Origin of the sequence: Clostridium sp. AF29-8BH, from assembly GCF_003478145.1 — a bacterium.
Classification (GTDB): domain Bacteria; phylum Bacillota; class Clostridia; order Lachnospirales; family Lachnospiraceae; genus Otoolea; species Otoolea fessa.
On record NZ_QUEL01000015.1, the window covers coordinates 22257 to 43720 of the forward strand.

Annotated in this window: 27 protein-coding genes; all 27 read left to right on the top strand. The window is 50.0% G+C overall.

Annotated features, from left to right (window positions below; translation table 11 throughout):
- Nucleotides 1–11: 11 nt before the first annotated feature.
- The 27 genes from DWZ16_RS09815 to DWZ16_RS09935 all read left to right on the top strand — a co-directional run bounded on the left by DWZ16_RS09815 (nucleotide 12) and on the right by DWZ16_RS09935 (nucleotide 21463).
- Nucleotides 12–851: an encapsulin gene (locus DWZ16_RS09815; RefSeq protein WP_118522699.1), complete on the top strand. Its 840-nt coding sequence runs from the start codon at nucleotides 12–14 to the stop codon at nucleotides 849–851.
- A gap of 64 nt (nucleotides 852–915) precedes the next feature.
- A complete protein-coding gene (locus tag DWZ16_RS09820) occupies nucleotides 916–1143 on the top strand; it encodes a hypothetical protein (RefSeq protein ID WP_107000061.1) in 228 nt (75 codons plus the stop codon).
- Nucleotides 1136–1303 carry a hypothetical protein gene (locus DWZ16_RS15470; protein WP_181357150.1) on the top strand — a complete coding sequence of 56 codons (168 nt, stop codon included), beginning with the start codon at nucleotides 1136–1138 and terminating at the stop codon, nucleotides 1301–1303. Before DWZ16_RS09820 ends, DWZ16_RS15470 begins: the two co-directional genes overlap by 8 nt.
- A gap of 90 nt (nucleotides 1304–1393) precedes the next feature.
- A complete protein-coding gene (locus DWZ16_RS09825; protein WP_118522700.1) occupies nucleotides 1394–2275 on the top strand; it encodes a sigma-70 family RNA polymerase sigma factor in 882 nt (293 codons plus the stop codon).
- A gap of 422 nt (nucleotides 2276–2697) precedes the next feature.
- Nucleotides 2698–4041, top strand: a complete 1344-nt coding sequence (locus tag DWZ16_RS09830) for a bifunctional folylpolyglutamate synthase/dihydrofolate synthase (protein ID WP_118522701.1) — start codon at nucleotides 2698–2700, stop codon at nucleotides 4039–4041.
- A 54-nt stretch (nucleotides 4042–4095) separates the two neighbouring features.
- Entirely contained in the window at nucleotides 4096–4251 is a 156-nt protein-coding gene (locus DWZ16_RS15475) for a hypothetical protein (RefSeq protein ID WP_022358683.1), read from the top strand.
- A gap of 6 nt (nucleotides 4252–4257) precedes the next feature.
- Entirely contained in the window at nucleotides 4258–5679 is a 1422-nt protein-coding gene (locus DWZ16_RS09835; RefSeq protein ID WP_243021992.1) for a tetratricopeptide repeat protein, read from the top strand.
- 247 nt (nucleotides 5680–5926) lie between these two features.
- The gene (locus DWZ16_RS09840; RefSeq protein ID WP_022358681.1) at nucleotides 5927–6274 is read left to right on the top strand and encodes an anti-sigma factor antagonist; all 348 of its coding nucleotides are present in this window, start codon (nucleotides 5927–5929) and stop codon (nucleotides 6272–6274) included.
- Between the two features lie 142 nt (nucleotides 6275–6416).
- Nucleotides 6417–6875, top strand: a complete 459-nt coding sequence (gene spoIIAB / locus DWZ16_RS09845; RefSeq protein WP_243021995.1) for an anti-sigma F factor — start codon at nucleotides 6417–6419, stop codon at nucleotides 6873–6875.
- A complete protein-coding gene (locus DWZ16_RS09850) occupies nucleotides 6868–7590 on the top strand; it encodes a SigB/SigF/SigG family RNA polymerase sigma factor (RefSeq protein ID WP_118468787.1) in 723 nt (240 codons plus the stop codon). The genes spoIIAB and DWZ16_RS09850 overlap by 8 nt, the downstream gene beginning before the upstream one ends.
- A gap of 121 nt (nucleotides 7591–7711) precedes the next feature.
- Nucleotides 7712–7924 (top strand): hypothetical protein, encoded by a 213-nt coding sequence (locus DWZ16_RS09855; RefSeq protein ID WP_022358678.1) that lies wholly within the window; start codon nucleotides 7712–7714, stop codon nucleotides 7922–7924.
- A complete protein-coding gene (locus DWZ16_RS09860) occupies nucleotides 7921–8556 on the top strand; it encodes a stage V sporulation protein AA (protein WP_117795710.1) in 636 nt (211 codons plus the stop codon). The genes DWZ16_RS09855 and DWZ16_RS09860 overlap by 4 nt, the downstream gene beginning before the upstream one ends.
- Nucleotides 8546–9109 (top strand): stage V sporulation protein AB, encoded by a 564-nt coding sequence (locus tag DWZ16_RS16220; RefSeq protein WP_243021993.1) that lies wholly within the window; start codon nucleotides 8546–8548, stop codon nucleotides 9107–9109. The genes DWZ16_RS09860 and DWZ16_RS16220 overlap by 11 nt, the downstream gene beginning before the upstream one ends.
- Before the next feature lie 15 nt (nucleotides 9110–9124).
- The gene (locus tag DWZ16_RS09875) at nucleotides 9125–9574 is read left to right on the top strand and encodes a SpoVA/SpoVAEb family sporulation membrane protein (protein ID WP_117795708.1); all 450 of its coding nucleotides are present in this window, start codon (nucleotides 9125–9127) and stop codon (nucleotides 9572–9574) included.
- 259 nt (nucleotides 9575–9833) lie between these two features.
- A complete protein-coding gene (gene sufC / locus DWZ16_RS09880) occupies nucleotides 9834–10604 on the top strand; it encodes a Fe-S cluster assembly ATPase SufC (RefSeq protein ID WP_107000429.1) in 771 nt (256 codons plus the stop codon).
- Nucleotides 10605–10703: 99 nt separating this feature from the next.
- Entirely contained in the window at nucleotides 10704–12110 is a 1407-nt protein-coding gene (gene sufB, locus DWZ16_RS09885; RefSeq protein ID WP_118522702.1) for a Fe-S cluster assembly protein SufB, read from the top strand.
- A gap of 91 nt (nucleotides 12111–12201) precedes the next feature.
- Nucleotides 12202–13344: a SufB/SufD family protein gene (locus DWZ16_RS09890; protein WP_118522703.1), complete on the top strand. Its 1143-nt coding sequence runs from the start codon at nucleotides 12202–12204 to the stop codon at nucleotides 13342–13344.
- A gap of 79 nt (nucleotides 13345–13423) precedes the next feature.
- Complete coding sequence (locus DWZ16_RS09895) at nucleotides 13424–14635, top strand: aminotransferase class V-fold PLP-dependent enzyme (RefSeq protein ID WP_118522704.1); 1212 nt, start codon at nucleotides 13424–13426, stop codon at nucleotides 14633–14635.
- Entirely contained in the window at nucleotides 14625–15059 is a 435-nt protein-coding gene (sufU, locus tag DWZ16_RS09900) for a Fe-S cluster assembly sulfur transfer protein SufU (protein WP_118522705.1), read from the top strand. The genes DWZ16_RS09895 and sufU overlap by 11 nt, the downstream gene beginning before the upstream one ends.
- Before the next feature lie 380 nt (nucleotides 15060–15439).
- Nucleotides 15440–16663, top strand: a complete 1224-nt coding sequence (locus tag DWZ16_RS09905) for a type II secretion system F family protein (RefSeq protein WP_118522706.1) — start codon at nucleotides 15440–15442, stop codon at nucleotides 16661–16663.
- A gap of 104 nt (nucleotides 16664–16767) precedes the next feature.
- Nucleotides 16768–17205, top strand: a complete 438-nt coding sequence (locus tag DWZ16_RS09910; RefSeq protein WP_118522707.1) for a prepilin-type N-terminal cleavage/methylation domain-containing protein — start codon at nucleotides 16768–16770, stop codon at nucleotides 17203–17205.
- 424 nt (nucleotides 17206–17629) lie between these two features.
- The gene (locus DWZ16_RS09915) at nucleotides 17630–18163 is read left to right on the top strand and encodes a pilin (protein ID WP_107000048.1); all 534 of its coding nucleotides are present in this window, start codon (nucleotides 17630–17632) and stop codon (nucleotides 18161–18163) included.
- Between the two features lie 118 nt (nucleotides 18164–18281).
- A complete protein-coding gene (locus tag DWZ16_RS09920) occupies nucleotides 18282–18869 on the top strand; it encodes a prepilin peptidase (RefSeq protein ID WP_118522708.1) in 588 nt (195 codons plus the stop codon).
- On the top strand, nucleotides 18866–19057 hold the full coding sequence (locus tag DWZ16_RS15480) for a hypothetical protein (RefSeq protein WP_182427332.1): 192 nt from the start codon (nucleotides 18866–18868) through the stop codon (nucleotides 19055–19057). The genes DWZ16_RS09920 and DWZ16_RS15480 overlap by 4 nt, the downstream gene beginning before the upstream one ends.
- Before the next feature lie 13 nt (nucleotides 19058–19070).
- Nucleotides 19071–20132 carry a pilus assembly protein PilM gene (locus DWZ16_RS09925; protein WP_182426172.1) on the top strand — a complete coding sequence of 354 codons (1062 nt, stop codon included), beginning with the start codon at nucleotides 19071–19073 and terminating at the stop codon, nucleotides 20130–20132.
- Between the two features lie 12 nt (nucleotides 20133–20144).
- Complete coding sequence (locus DWZ16_RS09930; protein ID WP_107000045.1) at nucleotides 20145–20771, top strand: hypothetical protein; 627 nt, start codon at nucleotides 20145–20147, stop codon at nucleotides 20769–20771.
- Nucleotides 20768–21463 carry a hypothetical protein gene (locus DWZ16_RS09935; RefSeq protein WP_118522710.1) on the top strand — a complete coding sequence of 232 codons (696 nt, stop codon included), beginning with the start codon at nucleotides 20768–20770 and terminating at the stop codon, nucleotides 21461–21463. The genes DWZ16_RS09930 and DWZ16_RS09935 overlap by 4 nt, the downstream gene beginning before the upstream one ends.
- Nucleotide 21464: the final 1 nt, after the last annotated feature.

Below are 21464 nucleotides of genomic sequence, written 5' to 3' on the forward strand. Positions count from 1 at the left end.
GGAGTTAATGAATGTCGATTGATTTAGCGACAAAGTTCGCCCCGTATACGGACGAAAAATTTAAGGCAGAAAGTAAAATTTCACTGCTTACGAATCAGGACTTTGATTTCGTAGGTGCCCGCATTGTCAAAGTTTATAAAATCAGTACCGCGGAAATGAACGATTATGTCCGCCATCCGGTTTCTGACTATGCGGCTTCCAGATACGGAACAGCGAAAGACCTTGACGCCACTACAGAAAGTTTTGAAATGACAAGAGATCGATCGTTCACATTCACGATTGACAAATTGGATGCGGACGAAACAAACCAGCAGCTCACAGCGGCAAAGGCACTTGCCAGACAGCTCCGTGAGGTAGTGATTCCGGAAGTGGACGCATACACCTATAAAGCGATGGCAACGAAAGCGGGCAATAAACCGGATGCGGTAGCGCTTACCGCTGAAAATATCTATACGGAGATTCTGAAAGCGAGCAAGGCGCTGGATGATGAGGAAGTGCCGGAGACTGACAGACAGCTTGTTGTCAGCCCGGAAGTGTACCAGCTTATGAAGCGTTGCAAGGATATCACAATGGAAACGGAGATCGGGAACGATTTAAGGATCCGCGGCGTAATTGCCAACCTTGACGGCACGAACGTGATCAAGGTGCCGGCGGTAAGACTTCCGGAACACTTCGGTTTCATGCTGGCTCATCCATCCGCGACGGTAGCACCAACCAAACTGGCTGACTATAAAATCCACCAGGATCCGCCGGGAATCAGTGGTGATCTGGTAGAGGGGCGTATCGTCTATGATGCGTTTGTGCTGGATAATAAAACAAAGGCTATTTATTATCAGGCACAGCCGGAATAATAAAAGAGCGCTTCGGGCTTTCCTGTTGGATTGTTCGGGGCGCTTTTTTTATGTGAGGTGGTAGATGGGAAAAATAAGATTACGGACAAACAGTGCAACGGAGGTGCGCCGGACTATATCACGGGTAATCAACATGGTCGCGAACGGAGAAATGGACAGCAAGACCGGAAATACAATCATAGTTGGCTGTAATGCGGTTCTGTCATCCATTCGCACAGACGAACAGAAACGCCGGATTGATGAGCTTGAACGGCTTATCAGAGAGAGCGAGGAAGGAGAGGGCAATGGATAGGATAGAAAGCCTTGAAAGGAGATTTAATCGCCTGCAGCGCTGCGAAATAGAAGATATGTTTGATGTAGAGCTGAATATTTACGGCTATGATTACGCGGTGGAAGAGTACGGGAAAGAATACGTTGATCGCCGGATGAAAGGAGGAAAAGAGAGTGGATGAGATTCTGAAGGTGCTTGCGATCGTACTTGGGGTTTGGCTGGGGCGCTGGATTGCAGGAAAATGGGATAAATAACAAAGAGGGGTAAGGACATGACGAACGAGGAACTTGTGATCCGGATCCAGTCCGGGGAGGATGTGGAAAACAACATGGCGCTTCTGTATGGACAGGTAAAAAACTTTATTCGGTCGATTGCCTGGCAGTATCGGGACAGCGGAGAAATGGAAGATTTAGAGCAAGAAGGCTATCTTGCATTGTATCCGCCTATAGACAACTTCGATCCGGATGCAGGCTGTAAGTTCCTTACCTATGCAGCACCTTGGATCCGGCAGGCAATGCGGCGCTATCTGCAGAACAGCGGCGGTTGTGTGCGGCTCCCGGTGCATTGCCTGGAACAGATTCAGAAGATGCAGAAATATCAAGCCGAATATTACAGAAAACATGGTTGTGATGCGTCAGATGCCGAGATTTGCCGCTTTATGGGTCTTACCCTTGAACAGGTCGAGGGACTTCGGGAAAACGCCTGTATGATGAATCTGCGAAGTCTGGAAGCACCTGTAACAGGGCGCGATGGTTCAGAGGATGCCACAGCGGGCGAACTGGTTGCATCTGCTGAAAGTCTGGAAGAGGATGTTATAGAGCGTATCCAGCGCGAGGAATGCAGCCGCGAAGTGTGGGCGTGTGTGGATGAGCTGGAGCCGAAGCAGGCGGCGATCATCCGGGCGAGGTACCAATATAGCGCCACACTGGAAGAGGCGGGGCGGCTGTGCGGTCTGACGGCATCAGAGGCACGGACAAAGCAGAGCAAGGCGATCCGGAAGCTGCGGAGCTGGGACTATCGGGAGCGCCTGGCGCGGTTCCTGCCAGAGTACGAAGAAATATACGGCGATGGACTGCGGGGGAATGGCGTAGGACTTTTTCAGAGAACATGGACAAGCAGCACCGAACGCGCCGCGCTGCATCTGGTAGAGTGATGTTTTTTAGGGACTGTTTGGGGACTGAAATCGTAAAAAGTCCCCAAAAGTTATGAAAAAGTAGAGAAAATAGGATTCGAAAAACCCTTATAAATCAATGGTTTCAAGACTTTTTGCAGAGCGTGAAAAGGCTTTTCTTCTCGTTCGTAATGCGTAGGTCGCCGGTTCAAGTCCGGCAGGGAGCTGATGAGTGGAACCCCTCTTGATTATCAAGAGGGGTTTCTTGCATAATAGGAAATACCTTGGAATTCTCCATTGCCTGTGAACAGTTACTATTACACAAGAAGGTACGGCCTTTATTCCATATAACCACTTGCACGATCTCCGCAAATGATATAAAATAATAACATACAAAAGACAAGGCGGCAGACGGCAGAGTTCGTACTGCCGCTTCCGTTTGCCAGGAAAGGATATTTCATGCCATGAGACAAGAAGAATGGACGGTAGAAGCGGCAGATGCATATCTGAATGAGATACCGAAATTTACCAGTGAAAAACATACGGCGGAGGGGCTTCGCAGGATGCTTTCATACCTGAATGCATTGCCGCAGGAGGAAAGAATCGTACATGTGGCCGGAACGAATGGGAAAGGGTCGGTCTGCTCGTTTCTCGATGCGGTTTTGCAGAAAGCCGGGAAGCGGACGGCGCGGTTTACGTCTCCTCATCTGGTGCGCGTGACGGAGCGTTTTTCTTTTGATGGACAGGAAGCAGACGATGCACTGTTCCTGGAGGCATTTGAGGCGGTTAAGGCATCATATGTTCATTTTGAGCAGGAAGGACTGGGGCGTCCGACGTATTTTGAATATCTGTTTTTGATGTTCATGTGGATGGTGCGCCGGAAAAAGCCGGAGTATGTGATTCTGGAAACGGGGCTCGGCGGACGGCTGGATGCAACGAACTGCATCGAGCATCCAGCGCTTACGGTCATCACTTCAATCAGCCTTGACCATATGGAATACCTGGGCGGCACGGTGACACAGATCGCGGGCGAAAAGGCGGGAATCCTGAAAAAAAATATGCCGGTGGTGTACGATGATACGGATGCGGCGGCTTCGGCAGTTATCAGAAATCGGGCGGCGGAACTTTCCTGTCCGGCATATCCGATCAGCCCGGCAGTGTATACGGATCTTCGGCGGGAACATGGCGGGATGATTCTAAGGATAAAAGAGAAAAGCCAGCGTCTGTTTATTCCCTTCGAAGCGGAATATCAGGCGGTCAACGCCTGCATCGCTTACCAGGCGGCGCGGCTTCTTGCAGTGGACGGGGAGACAGCGGCAGCGGGCATTCGGAATGCGGTATGGCACGGACGCATGGAGGAGATCCAGGACGGAGTTTATCTGGATGGCGCTCACAATGAGGGCGGAATCCGTGCGTTTGTGGGCGCGGCGGCAGAGGTGGCAGCGCGCAGAAGAGAAGAGTCCGGGAAAGATGGTCGGATTTTTCTGCTGTTTGCAGCCGTTTCAGATAAAAATTATGAATCGATGCTGGAAACACTGATGCGGAAACTGAAGCCGGATCGATTGGTGCTGACTCATTTATATACATCGCGGGCACTTTCGATGGAGGCGATGGAAAAAGCAGCACACCGGGTGGCAGATGGCTGTGAGGTTCAAAGTATACCAGATGTAAAAACAGCTTATCAGACACTGGTTCAGGAAAAACGTCCGGAGGATACCTGCTTCTGTGTGGGTTCTTTGTATTTAATCGGAGAGCTGGAGAAAAAGATTTCCCGAACTGGATTTGACAGCACCGCCAGAATGGTGTAAGATTAGCGGGAATGTATATCCATGTAATAAAGGAAGAAACTCTGGAGGAAAAACATGAGTGGCGAAGGAATGACAATCAATTTCGAAGAAGAAATCGAACATTTTAAACCGAGTCTGGAGGTCGAGGAGGTCGGCGAGGCGATCGTGAAGAGTGACCTGACAGATATGTCGGATATTATGATGGAACTTTTAAAACATATGAAGGAATAGGCGGACATGATGGATCGAACAAGAAAAATTCGCCTGATTTCCAACAGCTTTTACAATGCCGGGCTGGAACGGGCAAAGAGACGGGATTTAACAGGGGCGGTCGAGTATCTGAAAAAATGCCTGAACCTGAACAAGTATCATATTGATGCCAGAAATCTTCTCGGACTTATCTATTATGAGATGGGTGAGGTGTCGGAGGCGCTGGTGCAGTGGGTTATCAGCATGAACTTTAGGGAGCAGGATAACCGGGCTGATTATTATTTAGACCAGATTCAGCGCAAGCAGGATCGTTTGGATCAGGCGAGCGCGACGATTCAGAAATATAATCAGGCGCTTCTGCAGGCGCAGACCGGAAGCGACGATCTGGCGACCTTACAGCTTACAAGAGTTGTAGAAGCTAATCCGAGATTTGTAAAAGCACATCTTCTGTTGGCTCTTTTGCATATTAGTCATGAGGATTATACGAAAGCGGGCAAATCCCTGTATAAGGTACTCAAGATTGATAAAAACAATCCCAAGGCGAACTGGTATATGGAGATTGTTAAGGAACATACCGGCAAGGCGGATATCGAGCGGAGAAAGCTGAAAAACGCATTTTCCCACCGCCAGATGCAGGATGATGATGTCATTATGCCGCCGACGTACAAGGAGAATACGGGACTGCAGTCGGTACTCAATATCGGCGCGGGACTGCTTTTGGGCGCGGCAGTTATCTTTTTCCTGGTGATGCCAGCCAAGATTAAGCAGGCAAATAATGCACATACGCAGGAAATGCTCCAGTACAATGAGCAGCTCAATCAGAAAAATGAAGAGATTGACAGTTTAAATGAGAGCATTGAGACCTCGAAAAAGGACAAAGAAGAGGCGGAGAACAAGCTGGATACGATGCTCAACAGCAATGACAGCGTTCTGAACCAGTATGCGAAGCTCGTCAAAATGCTGCAGGCATACCGCAACAATAACCTGGCAGAGGCGGTTACCTATTATGAGGGCTTTGATCCGTCATTATTTACGGACGAGACGGTCGTTTCCATTGCCAACGGGGTAAAGCAGGACATCGAGACAAATGGCTACCAGACGCTGGAGGATCTGGCATACACGATGTGGTCGGCAGGCCGTATGGCGGAAGCACTGGCAGATTACCAGACCTGTCTGGCGATCCGTCCGGCAAACCCGAAGGTTATCTTCAGCATGGGTATGATTTACCGGGCACAGGGCGAGACAGACAAGGCGGTCGAAATGTTTACGCAGATTGTGACCCAGTATGCGGATTCCGAGCAGGCGGACAAGGCAAGACAGCAGCTCGCCGAGCTTGCGCCGGATAACCAGCAGGCTGCAGTTCCAGGTCAGTCCATCATCAGTCAGGGAGAGACTGCGGCGGATGAAACGGCAGCAGGCAGCGGAGCGGAGACGCAAGCGGCGCAGTAAGTACAAATATAATACGGCAGATAATTAAGAAGAAAAGCACTGTAAAGATAAAAACTTTACGGTGCTTTTTTGTTTCATAGGAAATTACGTCCTATGAAACAAAAAACGCTCCGCGAGGATGCGCACTCGCGCGAAGCAGAAACATGTCGCAAGCGACCGCGCGAGACGCCCGAATGTGCCAAAGCACATTCTTTTTAGGTATATAGGAAAAGGCTGCATAAAAAATCGAAAAAGGGGGAATCCTGATATGGAACGAAATATGTTTACATACGAAGCGATCGATTCGGCGCTGGTGATTCATCTGCCGAAGGAGGTAGATCATCATAACTGCCTGACACTCAAATATGAAACAGACCTGCTTCTGGCGGAAAATTATATTAACCGGATTATTTTTGATTTTTCAGGGACGGAATTTATGGATAGTTCCGGGATCGGTGTAATTCTCAACCGGTATAAGCAGATGGAGGGTAGCAGCGGCACGGTGGCGGTGTACGGGGCAGGCGAGCGGATGCGCCGGATTTTGCGGATCGGCGGCGTGTATCGTTTGGTGCAGTCGTACCGGACGAGAGAGGAGGCACTGGATGGGAGACATTAAAGGAGAGATGAATATGTATGCGGATGATATATCTGTATCAGAAACGGAAGTGAAAGGAAAACTTAAAAAAATAAAAAATTCAGAAGAATACAGAAAATTTGAACAGAATGAACAGAGACAAGCAGAGAAGAATGGCACGTGGATGCACCTGGAGATAGACAGCCATTCATCGAACGAGGAGTTTGCCCGTGTCACAGCGGCAGTCTTTATGAGCCGGATGAATCCGACGATGGAAGAGCTGGAGGATGTGAAAACGGCGGTCTCGGAGGCGGTGACAAATGCGGTGATTCATGGGTATAGCGATGAAATCGGAATTATTTACATAGAAGCGCGGATTGAGGGAGAAGAACTGATAATTTCGGTCCGGGATGAGGGAAAAGGAATCCTGGATGTGGAAAAGGCGATGGAGCCGATGTATACGACAGACACGACCGGCGAGCGCTCAGGGATGGGCTTTTCGTTTATGGAAGCGTTTATGGATGAGGTCGAGGTGGAGTCCAGGGTGGGCTGCGGAACGTGTGTGACGATGAAAAAGCGAATTGGAAGGGAATATATGAATAAAGAACAGGAAGAAAAAGAAACGGCGGAGTTCTATGGATAAAACCATCGAGCAGATCAAACGGGCACACCAGGGCGATAAGACGGCGCGGGAGGCGCTGGTAAAGGACAATCTGGGGCTTGTATGGAGCATCGTCCGCCGCTTTGCGGGGCGGGGGTGTGAGACGGAGGACTTATTTCAGATCGGAAGTATCGGGCTTTTGAAGGCGATTGATAAGTTTGACCTATCATATGAGGTGCGTTTTTCGACGTATGCGGTGCCGATGATTGCGGGGGAGATCAAACGTTTTCTCCGGGATGACGGGATCATCAAGGTCAGCCGTTCCATCAAAGAGCAAAACCAGCGGCTCCGGGCAGCGAGGGAAGCGCTCTGCACGGCGCTTGGGCGGGAGCCGACGCTGGAAGAGCTGGCGGCGCAGATTGGAGTGAGCTGTGAGGAAGCTGCCGCATCAATGGCGGCGGACAGTCCGGTTGAATCGCTCTCTGCACCAGCCAGCGCCGGGGAAGAAACTGGCCTTCTGCTTCAGGACCGGATTGCTGGGGAGACAGCGGAGAATGAGGTTCTGCTTGACCGGATGCTTTTGGGAGATTTGCTGAAAATGCTCAATGGACGGCAGCGGGAGATCATTGTGCGGCACTATTTTTATGATCAGACACAGACTCAGATCGCGGCGCAGCTCGGCATTTCACAAGTACAGGTGTCGCGGATCGAGCGGAAAATATTAGGGCAGATGCGCGCAAAGTTGGAAGAAACATGAGAAAAAAAGACAGGCTCATAATTCAGAATATATGAATGTGCATACTCCATTGAAAGACAGCCATACTACTGGATACAGGAACTTTTGGAGTTTCCAGAATACACAGGAAGGATGGAAAAAAATGACGGGAAATGTGAAAGTGACAATGAAAAAAAAGATGGGAATCTGTATCTGGGTCGGATGCATGATTCTGATTGTGGCAGCGCTCTGTCTCTGTCTGATGGCAGTGGGGCGGGACAGCGTCTACATTGACGGAACCTTCGTACAGCATTCCGGGGACAGCGCGGAGGCATTTTTGAGACCGGAGGCACAGACGGAGAAGGCAGCATTATGACACAGACGGTCTATCTGAAACTTAGCCAGATCACGCAGGTACATGAGAAAAATGTACCGCTTGCAAGCCTGGGAGAAGTTTATTGCAGTGAAAAAAGCGTGGAAAGCCGCTGTCGTGCGATGATCGTGAAGAGGATCCGCGGCGGCGGGAAACAGCGCGAAAGCCGTCTGGTTGGAAACGTCATGGAGATTATCCAGCAGATTGAACGGGAAATTCCGGGGACATCGGTGCAGAATCTGGGGGAGACGGACTATGTCATTCATTATCAGCCGCCGCGCCGTCAGGCGCTTGTCTGGCAGTGGTGCAAGACGCTGTTCGTCTGCCTGATTTGCTTTTTCGGGGCGGCATTTGCGATCATGACATTCAACAACGATGCAAATGTGCTGGATGTATTCAGGAAAATATATGAGATCACGACGGGGCAGGCGTCGGACGGAACAACGGCGTTGGAGGTCGGTTATTCGATCGGGCTTCCGGTGGGGATTTTGCTGTTTTTTAACCATTTTACTTCGTGGAAATTCAGTCTCGATCCGACGCCGCTGGAGGTAGAAATGCGCCTGTATGAGGAAAATGTCAATAAAACGCTGATTCAGAACGAGGAGCGGAAGGAGGATGACATCGATGTTTCTTAAAGAAGCGCTGCTTTTGCTGGCGGGGCTGGCGGCGGGAAGCACGGTGGCAGCAGGAGTCTACGCCTTTCTGGTGGTCATCGGCGTTTATCCGCGCCTGATTGGAAAGACGGCGACGGCGTCGAAGGGGAAAATCTTCTTGTATGAGACGATTATCGCGCTGGGAGGATTGTTTGGAAATGTGGTGGATTTATTTACAGAGAAAGTGAAACAGCTGACCGGGAGTTTTCTGAGAATAGCGTGGCCAGCGGCAATGCCGGAGGCAGAGTTGTGGCAGAAGGCAGCAGAAGGCGGTGGCAGAACGGGAGCTGGTGCTGGATTTCTGGTGATGTTTGGAAATGTCTCCGGACAGCTGCTTCTAGCGGCTGCGGGACTTTCCTGTGGTATTTTTGTGGGCTGCCTCGTCATGTCGCTGGCAGAGACATTGAAAGCCCTGCCGGTGCTGAGCCGCCGCCTGCGTCTGGCAGTGGGGCTGCCATATCTGCTTCTCGCGATTGCGGCGGGGAAATGTGCGGGTTCGCTGTATTATTTCTTACATGGAATTGGAAAACAGTAGAAGAGAGGAGAAACCATGGAAGCCAGAAAAGATCAATATGAAGCATATGTCAAATCGGTTACGCCCGTCCACAGTACATGGAAAAATGTGTTGATGGCGGGCATTTCCGGCGGGCTGATCTGCCTGGCGGCGCAGATCAGCACAAATTGTCTGGTTCAGACAGGCATGGAGGAGAAAACGGCGGCGCTCTGGACGATGCTGGGACTGATTCTGCTCAGCGTTATCCTGACAGGGGCAAATGTATTCCAGAAGCTGGCGCGCGTTTTTGGGGCTGGTGTGCTGGTTCCGATCACCGGATTCGCCAATTCAGTTGCATCCCCGGCGCTGGAATACAAGGCGGAAGGGCAGGTATTTGGTGTCGGATGCAAAATATTTACAATCGCGGGTCCGGTGATCCTGTATGGGATTCTGAGTTCGTGGGGATTAGGGGTTGTGTATTGGGGGTGGATGATGCTGACTCAATAATAAACGAAAAAAAGTCTCAATAATATAATAAGAATCTTTCTTGTTTTGTGAAAAATGAGGGTTTACAATCCGGAAATAAATACCTATAATAGCCATAGGGTAATCTGGCTGTCTGAACAGTCAGATTTATTATAGAAAAAAGGAACCAGAGAGATGGACGTTTGCTAAGAGGGATAACCGCTTTCGTGACGAGGCGGCTGTCACAGATCAGACAGACCGAGCATGAATGTCTCAGCCGGTCCCGGAAATGGAGTGCTTTATGGCAGAAAAGGTGTTAGAAGTAAATCAGATAAAAGCAAATATAGAAGAAAAAGAGATCCTGCACGGCGTTGATTTGAGCGTCGGCGCAGGAGAGGTACATGTCCTGATGGGACCGAACGGCGCGGGCAAATCGACGCTCGGAAACGTCCTGATGGGAAACCCGCGATATCAGATCACGGGCGGTCAGATCTTATTTAAGGGTGAGGATATCACACATGAGTCCACGGACAAGCGTTCCAAAGCCGGTATGTTCCTGTCTTTCCAGGAGCCGCTGGAGGTACCGGGACTTTCGCTGGAAAGTTTCCTGCGGAGCGCGATGCGCCAGCAGACTGGCAAGAACTTAAAGATCTGGGAATTTCATAAACAGCTCAAAAAGGCGATGGACATTCTCCAGATGGATGAATCGTATGCACAGAGAAGCTTAAACGTGGGCTTTTCCGGCGGTGAGAAGAAAAAATCTGAGATTTTACAGCTGATGCTCTTAAATCCGAGTCTGGCAATCCTCGATGAGACAGACTCTGGTCTGGATGTTGATGCAGTCCGTCTGGTTTCTAAGGGTGTGGAAGAGTACCAGAAGAACCAGAACGGCGCGCTTCTTATTATCACGCACAGCACCCGGATTCTCGATGCACTGCATGTTGACTATACGCACATCATGGTAGATGGAAAGATCGTGGCAACCGGTGACGGCTCCCTGGTTGATAAGATCAACCAGGAAGGCTACGAATCCTTTATCCGTGAGGCGGGTGTGGCAGACGCCCGGAACTAATCGTTACTGTTCGCAGGCAGGCATTTTTGGAATCGAAAGTGCTGTAGGATAATGCGACAGTAATAACGAATCAGCACGGGTAATATGGAGGCATCAAACATGAAAGAAAGAACGTATGTAGATGACATTGATCGCAGCGTCTACGATATAAAAGACAAAGAAAATGACGCATATAAAGTAAAAGCGGGTCTGACCCCGGAGATCGTTGAGAAGATTTCTAAGGAGAAAAATGACCCGGCATGGATGCAGCAGTTCCGTCTGCAGTCCTTACAGATTTACAATTCCCTGCAGGTTCCGAACTGGGGACCGGATATCGAGGATCTGGACATGGATAACATCGTAACCTATGTCCGTCCGAAATCCAAGATGAGCGCTAAATGGTCGGAGGTTCCGAAGGACATCAAAGATACCTTTGAGCGTCTGGGAATCCCGCAGGCGGAGCAGAAATCACTGGCAGGCGTGGGCGCCCAGTATGACTCGGAGTTAGTATATCATAACGTGCGCGCGGAGGTAGCGGCGCAGGGCGTTGTCTACACCGATCTGGAGAGCGCAATGCACGGCGAATATGCGGAAATGATCCGGACGCATTTTATGCATCTGGTCAAACCGCAGGAACATAAATTTGCAGCGCTGCACGGGGCGGTCTGGTCCGGCGGATCTTTTGTGTACGTGCCAAAGGGCGTGTCGGTTACGATCCCGCTTCAGTCCTATTTTCGACTCAATGCACCGGGAGCCGGACAGTTTGAACATACTCTGATCATCGTTGATGAGGGGGCATATCTGCATTTCATCGAGGGCTGTTCTGCGCCGAAATATAACGTAGCAAACCTGCATGCGGGCTGTGTCGAGCTGTACGTCGGCAAAAATGCGAAACTCCGCTATTCGACGATCGAGAACTGGTCGAAAAATATGTACAATTTGAACACCAAGCGCGCGATTGTGGAAGAGGGTGGCACGATCGAGTGGGTATCGGGTTCCTTTGGTTCCCATGTATCGTATCTGTACCCGATGAGTATTTTAAAGGGTGACGATTCAAAGATGGAATTTACCGGCATTACTTTTGCCGGAGAAGGTCAGAACCTCGATACCGGTGCGAAGGTAGTCCACACGGGCAAACGGACTTCTTCCTATATTAATACGAAATCTATTTCCAAGGACGGCGGTATCAGTACGTTCCGAAGCAGTGTGCAGATTGGAAAACAGGCATCCGGTTCTAAGGCATCGGTTTCCTGCCAGTCCCTGATGCTGGATGATATTTCACGTTCCGATACGGTCCCGGCGATGGATATCCGGACCCGCGATGCGAACGTCGGCCATGAGGCAAAGATTGGACGGATCAGCGACGAGGCTGTTTTCTATCTGATGTCACGCGGCATCAGTGAGGAGGACGCGCGCGCAATGATCGTCAGCGGATTTGCGGATGATGTATCGAAGGAGCTGCCGCTTGAGTACGCGGTTGAGATGAATAACCTGATTCAGCTTGAGATGAAAGGCAGTATCGGATAATAGATGGTTACTGTTTGCAGCGGGGATTTTGAAATAACAGATTCTGCTGCGGGGCATGCAAGTGCATGAATGGTAACGACAGGAGGAAACAATGGGACAGAAAGAAATGATAGTAAACATTCTTCCGACCCGAACCTGGAACCGGCTGGGAATGAACGAAAGCCAGATACAGATTGAGTGGCCGGAGGAAAGTGTTTTGATAAAACCGGAGCGCCTGGCAGCAGGTGTGACCTGGGAAAAAGAAATCTCCGGAAAAGAGTGGAATGAAATCCAGACCGGCATGGGACGCGAGTACGATGCAATGGCGGCGGAATGCGGAACGGCTGGCGCAAATAGAACGGACACTGTAAATGGAACGGCTGTTGCAGAAGAAAATGCCGGTGCGGGAAGTATCTACCGGCTGACAGCGGAAGCGGCAGCTGTGCTGCAGAATGAAAATACAGAATGGACGGTTCTCTGCGTCGATTACAAAAACGGCAGTTACCAGAACCGCCTCTGCCTGGATGCAAAGGAAAACAGCCGCTTAAACGTGCTGATCGTATTCCGCTCCGGGGAGGACGCACAGGGAACATCCTCGTTCCAGGTAAAGGTCCATGCGGAAAAGAATGCAAAGGTACAGCTTCAGGAAGTGCAGCTTCTCGGCGTCGGATATACCTGCCTGAGTGATATCGGTGCATCCTGCGGGGAAAATGCCACATTTGAGCTTTTGAAACTGGAACTGGGCGCAGGCAAGGTCTACGCGGGCTGCCTGACCGAGCTGGAAGGAAAAAAGAGCGCATTTGACGCGAAGATCGGCTATTACACCAGTGTAAACCAGAAGCTGGATATGAACTATACAGTACGCCATCGCGGCAAAAAGACAGAGAGTATGATGGAAGTCTCTGGCGTTTTGCAGGACGGTTCCTCCAAGCTGTTCCGCGGAACGATCGATTTCGTGCCGGGATGCGCCGGGGCAAAGGGAACTGAGCGCGAGGATGTGCTGCTGCTCGGCGATGACATCGTAAACCAGACAATTCCGCTGATTCTGTGTGCGGAAGAAGATGTCGAAGGAAATCACGGCGCTTCGATGGGCGATCTGGACGATGCAACGCTGTTTTATCTGTGCTCCCGCGGACTGTCGAGAGAGGAAGCTGAGCGCATGGTAGCGCGGGCGAGAATCGACGCGCTGAATGAGCTGGTAGCAGACGAGGCAGTACAGAAGCAGGTTCAGGAGTTCATGAACCAGAAGCGATAATAAAATGAAAAAACTGTAAGTTGGCTGCGGTTTGTTTTTGCAGCAAGTATACAAACAAATATATAAGAAGGAACAGAACATGACAGATTACAAGAAAGATTTTCCCCTGCTTGCGAGTTCGGATATCGCATATCTGGACAATGCGGCGACGGCACAGCGCCCGGAGGCGGTATTAAAGGCAGTGGAAGATTTCTATACAAAGAAAAATGCCAATCCGCTCCGCGGGCTCTATGAGCTGGGAATCGAGGCGACGGAGGCATATGAAGCGGCAAGAGAGCGCGTGCGGGAATTTATCAATGCTGGAAAGACGAGCGAGGTTGTGTTTACACGCAACAGCACCGAAAGCCTGAATTTGATCGCGTACAGCTATGGTTTAACCAGTCTGAAAGCAGGCGATGAGATATTAATCAGCATTGATAACCACCACAGCAATATCCTGCCGTGGCAGATGGTATCCAGACAGACAGGCGCGAAGCTCGTTTATCTGGAATGTCAGCCGGATGGTTCTTACCGGGATGAAGATATGGAAGCCCTGGTGACAGAAAAGACAAAGATCGCAGCGATGCCGCAGATTTCCAATGTCCTTGGCCGCAGAAATCCGGTAGAGAAGCTGACGAAACTGGTGCATGAAAAGGGCGGTGTCATCGTCATCGATGCGGCACAGAGCGCCCCGCATATTCCGGTGGATGTGCAGGCACTGGATGCAGATTTCCTTGTATTTTCCGGTCACAAGCTGATGGCACCGATGGGAATCGGCGTCCTGTACGGAAAAGAAGCTCTTCTGGATGCGATGCCGCCGTTCTTGACGGGCGGCGAGATGATCGATTCGGTCAGCCGGGAATCGGCAGTCTTTGCCGAACTGCCGCACAAATTCGAAGCCGGTACCGTCAATGGCGGCGGTGCGGTCGGCTTACAGGCGGCGATTGATTATCTGATGAACGTCGGATTTGACGAGGTACAGAAGCGGGAGGAGCTGCTGACAACACGTGCGATGACGGCGATGCGGCAGATTCCGGGCGTTCATATCCAGGGAAGCGATAAGCCGGAAGAGCACAACGGAATTATCAGCTTTACCGTGGACGGCGTACATCCGCACGATATCGCGTCGATTCTGGATGCCGCAAATGTCAATGTGCGCGCAGGTCACCATTGCGCCCAGCCGCTTTTAAAACATCTGGGTGTATTTGCAACAGCACGTGCAAGTTTTGCGTTCTACAATACGGAGGAGGACATCGACCGTTTTGTCCAGAACCTGAAAGAAATCCGGAGGAAAATGGGATATGGAGAATAGAACCTTTTACAATGAAATACTGACGGATCACAATCTGCATCCGTTACATAAAGAAAAGCTGCCGGACGCCAATCTGGTATTAGAGGGCGTCAATCCGAGCTGTGGAGATGACATCATTCTTCAGTTGAAGGTCGAAGATGGACAGGTGGTAGACGGTGCTTTTGAGGGAAGCGGCTGCGCGATCTCCCAGGCATCCGCTGATATCATGCTGGATCTGATTATCGGAAAATCCGAAGAGGAAGCACGCCATTTGGCGGATCTGTTCCTGCGGATGATCAAGGGCGAGGCAAGCGAGAAGGAGATCGAAGAACTCGAGGAAGCCGGCGCCCTGGTCGATGTTTCCCATATGCCGGCGCGTGTCAAATGCGCGGTGCTGGGATGGCATACGATGGAAGAGATGCTGGATAAGAAAGGCGAGAAATAAGAAAGAACGCAACTGTGAAGGTACTGAACAGTTACGAAAGAACATAAAAAGAAACGGGAGCTATTTTTTGGGAGTGTCAGGGCGGGATGTACCATTTCCGCTCTGATGGTTTATATACCAGAAATAGTCTGGAAAAGAAAGAGAAGTCAGATGTGTTGGTGAAAATATATACAGAATAGATCGGCAAAAGCAAAGTGTACATAGAGAAAATGGTAAAAATAAGCTGGGATAGATGTACGTTTTTTGTATAAAATATCTAAAAGATTGACAGTATATTTACAAAAATAAACAAAAGTGTTAAAATAATCACAAAAAGGATGCAGATGGCGATGTACATACAGATGGCGTACAGCTGAATCCTTTGGCTGGAGGTATGAGAGATGCCGAATTTTTCATATAAAGCGCTGGGGCGGGATGGAAAAGAAGTCCGAGGAGTGCTCCAGGCTGAGAGTGAAGCGGCAGCCGCTTCCAGAATCCGGGAAAGCTATCCGATTCTTCTGAGCATCAGCCAGAAGAAAGAGAAGAAAAGACCTGATGAAGGCAGTCTTCTGGAGATGGAGATCGGAAGCAGGCGGATCAAGACGAAGAAGCTGGCGATCCTGTGTTCACAGTTTGCGCTCACCCTTCATTCGGGCATGACAGTGGCACACGCGATGCGTATGCTGGCAGATCAGAATGAGGACAAGCGAATCCGGAAGATCCTGGGGGCTGCGGCAGAGGAAGTAGCTGCCGGAAGTACCGTTGCGTCGGCGCTGGAAAAGTATAGCGACCGTTTTCCGCTCACATTTATCGAGACGATCCGGGCAGGCGAGCAGTCTGGTACGCTGGAACGATCCTTTGACAGGCTTCAGAAGTTTTACGAAAAGTCCTACAAGACGACGGAGAAGATCAAGGGAGCGATGACCTATCCTTTGTTTGTCGTTGCGGTTGCGGTGGTTGTCCTGATTATCGTCATGGCGAAGGTTATCCCGACACTGGCAGATGTATTTGCCGATCTGGGCGGTACGCTGCCGCTGATGACGCGGATGCTGATCGCGACTTCCCATTTCTTTGCGAAGTGGTGGCTACTGATGCTGGCGGTGCTGGCGTTTTTGAAGATTGGTTCGCAGGTCTACGGCAATACGCCGCAGGGACGGATTGAGAAAGCCAAGCTCATGTTATCCCTTCCACTTGTGGGCGCGATCAACCAGATGAACGGCGCAGCGCAATTTGCCAATACAATGTCGGTGCTTCTGGCAGCGGGTATCACGATCAATCAGGCGGTTGACACGACGGCGAAGGTCATGGACAATGCACTTCTGAGCGAGGATGTTCGCTCCATGCGCGAAGGAATCGAGCGGGGACGCAGTCTGGGGGAATGTCTGCAGGGAAAGAAATATTTCCCGCCGACGATGGTCGATATGTGTTCCGTCGGAGAAGAAACCGGTGAGCTCGAGGAGACACTGGACAATGTTGCCGATTATTACGCCAACGAGGCGGATTATCGAATTCAGCGGCTTCTGGCACTGCTGGAACCGACGATGCTGGTGGTGCTTGCGATTTTTGCGGGTATCATTGTAGTGTCGATTTATCTGCCTATCTTTACAATGTATGATCTGATGTAAGAATTGACTGCACACATGTGAAATGTGATACGGCAGAGGCTGGATGGCGCAGAGGAAATTCTCTGTTCATTAATAAAATACTATACAATAAGGAGATTGATTTTATGAAAGGTTTAATCAAGAAAGTTCGTGAGAACAAAAAAGGTTTCACACTGGCTGAGCTGTTGGTGGTTGTTGCAATCGTGGGCATCCTGGTTGCAATCTCGATTCCGGTATTTACGGCACAGCTGACCAAGGCTAGAATCGCTACGAATCAGGCCAATATGAGAGCGGCGAAAGCAGCAGCGGTAGCTCAGTATATGACGGATGAGATAGATAAGAATAGTGACGCCGCAATGATTTATGATTATGACTTAAAAACTGGTACAGCTACCTCAATCAAGGATGATGCGTCTATAGTAGCTGATGCGAATAAACAGGGTGATATTGAAGAAGAAAAGGGTAGCAAGCAGTATAAACAGATTAATGTAAAAATCGAACCGACGAAGACGAAAGACACTGACGTTATTAATGGTGCAAAAATTACAATATATGCAAAATAAAACCACATACGTGGAAAAAGGTTGCTGAGCATGTATGCGAGAACAGTAACGAAAAATGGATGGGGTTTCCCATCCATTTTTGCTAAATGCGCCTGCCAGAGCTTTCATTTGTGGTGGTACACCTGACTGCCAGGCACATGAAGGTTTAGAAGTAACTGTTCACAGGTAGGAATTTTCTGAACTGAAAATTCCGTACGATACAGTTCTGGCAGCAGATTTTGCCGATTTGGAATGCGCAGCATCGGCAAAATCCCGTTGCTGGGCACACGTGTGTGAACAGTAACGTTTAGAATGAAAGTGATGTTCACATCAGAAATTTTTCAGGATTGAAAAATCCATTCATTGTCAGATACATAAGCGTGGCCTGCAACGCACGAATCAAAACAAAGTCAGCAGGTCATTTTGATAAAAAGTGGGTGAGCAAATGAAAAAGAACCAACACGGTTTTACACTGGCAGAGCTGCTGGTGGTGATAGCGATCGTAGGGATCCTGGCGGCGATCAGTATTCCGATTTTTACGGCACAGCGGAAAAAAGCGGTCATCGCAGCCAATCAGGCGAATGTCCGTGCGGCGAAGGCGGCGGCCGTGGCAATGCTGTATGGAAGCAAGGAAAGCTTGGAACGCTACGAGAACCAGCCGCAGAAGCAATACCGCTATTACCGATACAATGTAAAAGAGGGAAAGATTGTCTGTCAGGCAGAGGGAGAGAACGCGCACATTGAGTACGCACAGGGAAGTGGAACAAAGAAGGTAAATGACCTGGGGCAGGAATACCGGAAGACGGCGATGGAAGCCAAGACACCGTGTACAGATATTCTGGTTTACATCGGAAATCCGGCGGCTAATCCATATGCGAATACGTCTCCGCTTCAGACCGCTCCTTTCTATGAGGGAAATGAAGTTGGGGGAACCAGCCAGAATCCATTTGGTCCAAAGCCGGGATTTGGCGCCAAATAAAAGAAATGAAATTGGGCGTTTTAAGATAAAGATAGCGTTTTACATATCTTGGAAGATATAAAATATTGGGGATTTACAAACAGACAGAACATGGGTACGGACAGGAGATATTCCATTGATGCTGCATCAAACCACATTTTTAACAATTTACATTTTGATGATTACTTTTATTCTGGGCTGTGCGCTCGGAAGTTTTACAGACTGTCTGGCAGGGCGGATGTTAAACGGAACGTCCGTTTTGAAAGGGAGATCCCACTGTGATGCCTGCGGTCATGTGCTGGGAGTACTGGATTTGGTACCGCTTTTTTCACGGCTGTGCCTGCGGGGCAGGTGCCGTTATTGCGGAGCGAAGATCCCGGCGGAGGCATTCTGGACGGAACTTGTTTCAGGAATTGCATGCTGCCTGATTATGTACCGGTACGATGTCTCGGTGCTGGCACTGCGGGGAATTCTGCTCTGGATGGTGCTTTTATGTCTGACACTCACAGATCTGCATGCGTGGATCATACCGGACCGGCTTCAGATAGCCGGAATCCTGATCTTTTTCGGCACGGCGCTGGGCTTACCGGAACCGGGAAGACAGATGCTGCGGGGAGTTCTGACCGGTGCCGGACTGGCTGTCAGTATGCTGGCACTTTCCCTGCTGTTTGACCGCCTGACCGGAAAAGAAAGCTTGGGGGGCGGCGATGTAAAACTTTTTTTGTGACGGGACTGTATATGCGTTCCGCCTGGGAGGTATTATTTTTCCTGATTCTCAGCTGTGTGCTGGGAATTGCAGGTTCTGTCATCGGTCGGAGGAAGAAAATTCCGTTTGGACCGGCGATTGCGGCGGCATGTTTTTGTATGCTGCTGTATGGAGATATATGGACACAATGGTATACAGGGCTCTTTTAAAGGGAGTGCAGAGATGAAGAATTGTTTAGGAATTGAGATTGGACATTACCGTATCAAGATTGCATATGCGGAAAATGGCGAGCTTCGCGAATTTATCAGCGAGCGGGTCGAGGGGATCGACCGGAACGATATGCGTCAATATGCGGATTTAATAAAGGATTTGTTGAAGGAGTATGCGATCCGCTGCCGGAACGTCGTGTTTGTCATCCGGCAGGAGGATGCGTATGTGCGGCGCTTTGAGCTGCCGCTGATGACAGAGGAACAGCTCCGGCTGAATCTTCCATATGAGTTCCATGATTATATCGGAAACGAGATGGATAAGTACGTCTTTGATTATGCGATGATCTATGCGGATCAGGAAAAAATGGATTTGATTGGTGCGGCGTGTACGAAAGAGCTGTCGCAGCAATTTGAAAAACTGGCCAAGATGGCACACTTGAAATTGGTCGGCCTGGTTCCGGCCGTGCTGGGACTGGAATGGATTCTGGAATATGCAGAAGAGAGAATGGCGGATGAGAAGAAGGCTTTGGAGACAAAGCTGAATGCAGAACCTCATAAAAAGGAAGAAAAAGAGAACGCAGAGGGGGCAGAAAAATCGGAAACTGTGAAAGACTATGCGATTCTCGATCTGGGAACCCAAGCATTGCGGATCCATTTCTTTCGCCAGGGGATCTATGATATTACCCGTACCATGGAGCCGGGCTGTGAGGAGATCGAGCAGATCCGTTTGGGAGATAAGAACAAGATGCAGGAACTGGGAATTGAGGTGGAGGAAGAAAACCGCGAGGAGACCGACAAAGAAAAGATGGCGGCTGTGCTGGAGGAGCAGTACCGGACCCGCGCCGTCCAGGTCATGCGAGTTTTGAACTTTTATAGCTTCAACAATGTGAATAATACGATCGACAGCCTCTATTATTGCGGCGGAGGCGCACGATACGGGGAATTGATTGATGCGCTGAAAGAAACGCTGGATCTGCCGGTGCGGAGTGTGGCGGAGCTTCTGCCGGAGGTCTCTTTGGATGAGGAAGACGAGTGGATCGACAGCCCACAGGCATACGGTGTATTACTTGCATAAGGAGGAAGAGCGGTGGCTGATTTAAAATCAATCGCGAATATGCAGATTGGCGGTCCGAAGTATCCGAAAAAACGGCGCATCAATCTGTATCAGAAGCAGACTAAAAAAGGGAAAATAGCGGCGGAGCTGGGCGCGTTTGCCGTTTTTATGGTTTTTGTCTACGGATTTTCGAGATTTGGCGTAATGCTTCCCCTGCAGGAGGCAGACCGGGCAGAGGCGGTTTATGCGGCGACAGAGAAGGAGCTTCGTACATTGGAGAAATCCAACGAGGTGTACGGTGAGGTCCTGGCAGAGTACGCGCATTATGGAAATGGGTATCTGAATGAGGAAGAGAGTAAGCTTCCGGACCGCCGGATGATGCTGGATTCCCTGAAATCACAGATTTTCCCGCTGACGGCAGTTTCGAGTGTTTCGATCACCTCGGATCAGATGTCATTGGAAGGAACCATTCCCAATGGTACACTCTTTTCGCAGCTGGTCCGTGATGCACAGGCGGATCCGAATGCGCGCTATGTGACCGCTTCGCTGGAGGAAACAGTGAAGAAAGATGGCGAAGAGAGAGCTCTGGCATCCTTGAAGCAGGTGGGAGTGTCAATGGCTGTATTTTTTAACGAACCAGAAGAGGGCAAAGAAAAATGAATTCGTTAGGGAAATATGTATTAACAAAAACACAGAAAATAGTGCTGCTGGTTGTAGTCTTTGCCCTGATCGCGGGCGGCTACTATGCCGGATTTTACCTGCCGGTGCAGAGGCGGATTGAGGCGGCGGACACGGCGGAGCTGGATGCCCAGATTCAGCTGGAGCAGATGAAAGCGATGCAGATCCGGCAGATGGAGGAAGAGATCGAGGAAAACAAGACATCGAATGCGCCGATGGTTCCGGCCTACAATCATTTCAAGACGGAGACGGAGGAGCTGAACCGTATTTTTGCGAATGCGTATGATTTTACTTTCCAGTATTCAGAGCCGCAGGTGGACGGAATGGAGATCCGCCGCGCGATGAATATTTCTTTTACGGCGGATTCGTTTGATCACGCTGTTTCGATGCTTCATGAGGTAGTGGAAGGACCATACCGCTGCCTGATCGAGGAACTGAGCATTCAAGATGATGAAGATCTGGAAGATGAAGAGTTAAAGGATATCCGCATCCACCCGGTAGCAGTGACGTTCCAGCTGACTTATTTTGAGACCCGATACGATGCGGAATCAGAAGAAGGTCTGGATCTGGAACCGGAAGAGGCGCAGGCACCGTCGGGACTGGCGAATGCGGATGTGTCGAACCTGCAGCGTTCGGACCTTGAGACAGCGGCAGAGGCGGCGCTGGGAGAATAAA

Bases quoted from the DNA above. Each gene is read 5' to 3' on its own strand.
- DWZ16_RS09850 (WP_118468787.1), top strand. From the start codon at position 6,868: ATGGATAAAACCATCGAGCAGATCAAACGGGCACACCAGGGCGATAAG.
- DWZ16_RS09915 (WP_107000048.1), top strand. From the start codon at position 17,630: ATGAAAAAGAACCAACACGGTTTTACACTGGCAGAGCTGCTGGTGGTG.
- DWZ16_RS15475 (WP_022358683.1), top strand. From the start codon at position 4,096: ATGAGTGGCGAAGGAATGACAATCAATTTCGAAGAAGAAATCGAACAT.
- spoIIAB (WP_243021995.1), top strand. From the start codon at position 6,417: ATGCACCTGGAGATAGACAGCCATTCATCGAACGAGGAGTTTGCCCGT.
- DWZ16_RS09860 (WP_117795710.1), top strand. From the start codon at position 7,921: ATGACACAGACGGTCTATCTGAAACTTAGCCAGATCACGCAGGTACAT.
- sufB (WP_118522702.1), top strand. From the start codon at position 10,704: ATGAAAGAAAGAACGTATGTAGATGACATTGATCGCAGCGTCTACGAT.
- DWZ16_RS09835 (WP_243021992.1), top strand. From the start codon at position 4,258: ATGATGGATCGAACAAGAAAAATTCGCCTGATTTCCAACAGCTTTTAC.
- DWZ16_RS09895 (WP_118522704.1), top strand. From the start codon at position 13,424: ATGACAGATTACAAGAAAGATTTTCCCCTGCTTGCGAGTTCGGATATC.
- DWZ16_RS15470 (WP_181357150.1), top strand. From the start codon at position 1,136: ATGGATAGGATAGAAAGCCTTGAAAGGAGATTTAATCGCCTGCAGCGC.
- DWZ16_RS09820 (WP_107000061.1), top strand. From the start codon at position 916: ATGGGAAAAATAAGATTACGGACAAACAGTGCAACGGAGGTGCGCCGG.
- DWZ16_RS09830 (WP_118522701.1), top strand. From the start codon at position 2,698: ATGAGACAAGAAGAATGGACGGTAGAAGCGGCAGATGCATATCTGAAT.
- DWZ16_RS09935 (WP_118522710.1), top strand. From the start codon at position 20,768: ATGAATTCGTTAGGGAAATATGTATTAACAAAAACACAGAAAATAGTG.
- DWZ16_RS09825 (WP_118522700.1), top strand. From the start codon at position 1,394: ATGACGAACGAGGAACTTGTGATCCGGATCCAGTCCGGGGAGGATGTG.
- sufC (WP_107000429.1), top strand. From the start codon at position 9,834: ATGGCAGAAAAGGTGTTAGAAGTAAATCAGATAAAAGCAAATATAGAA.
- DWZ16_RS09925 (WP_182426172.1), top strand. From the start codon at position 19,071: ATGAAGAATTGTTTAGGAATTGAGATTGGACATTACCGTATCAAGATT.
- DWZ16_RS09875 (WP_117795708.1), top strand. From the start codon at position 9,125: ATGGAAGCCAGAAAAGATCAATATGAAGCATATGTCAAATCGGTTACG.
- DWZ16_RS09910 (WP_118522707.1), top strand. From the start codon at position 16,768: ATGAAAGGTTTAATCAAGAAAGTTCGTGAGAACAAAAAAGGTTTCACA.
- DWZ16_RS16220 (WP_243021993.1), top strand. From the start codon at position 8,546: ATGTTTCTTAAAGAAGCGCTGCTTTTGCTGGCGGGGCTGGCGGCGGGA.
- DWZ16_RS09855 (WP_022358678.1), top strand. From the start codon at position 7,712: ATGACGGGAAATGTGAAAGTGACAATGAAAAAAAAGATGGGAATCTGT.
- DWZ16_RS09840 (WP_022358681.1), top strand. From the start codon at position 5,927: ATGGAACGAAATATGTTTACATACGAAGCGATCGATTCGGCGCTGGTG.
- DWZ16_RS09905 (WP_118522706.1), top strand. From the start codon at position 15,440: ATGCCGAATTTTTCATATAAAGCGCTGGGGCGGGATGGAAAAGAAGTC.
- DWZ16_RS09920 (WP_118522708.1), top strand. From the start codon at position 18,282: ATGCTGCATCAAACCACATTTTTAACAATTTACATTTTGATGATTACT.
- DWZ16_RS09815 (WP_118522699.1), top strand. From the start codon at position 12: ATGTCGATTGATTTAGCGACAAAGTTCGCCCCGTATACGGACGAAAAA.
- sufU (WP_118522705.1), top strand. From the start codon at position 14,625: ATGGAGAATAGAACCTTTTACAATGAAATACTGACGGATCACAATCTG.
- DWZ16_RS09890 (WP_118522703.1), top strand. From the start codon at position 12,202: ATGGGACAGAAAGAAATGATAGTAAACATTCTTCCGACCCGAACCTGG.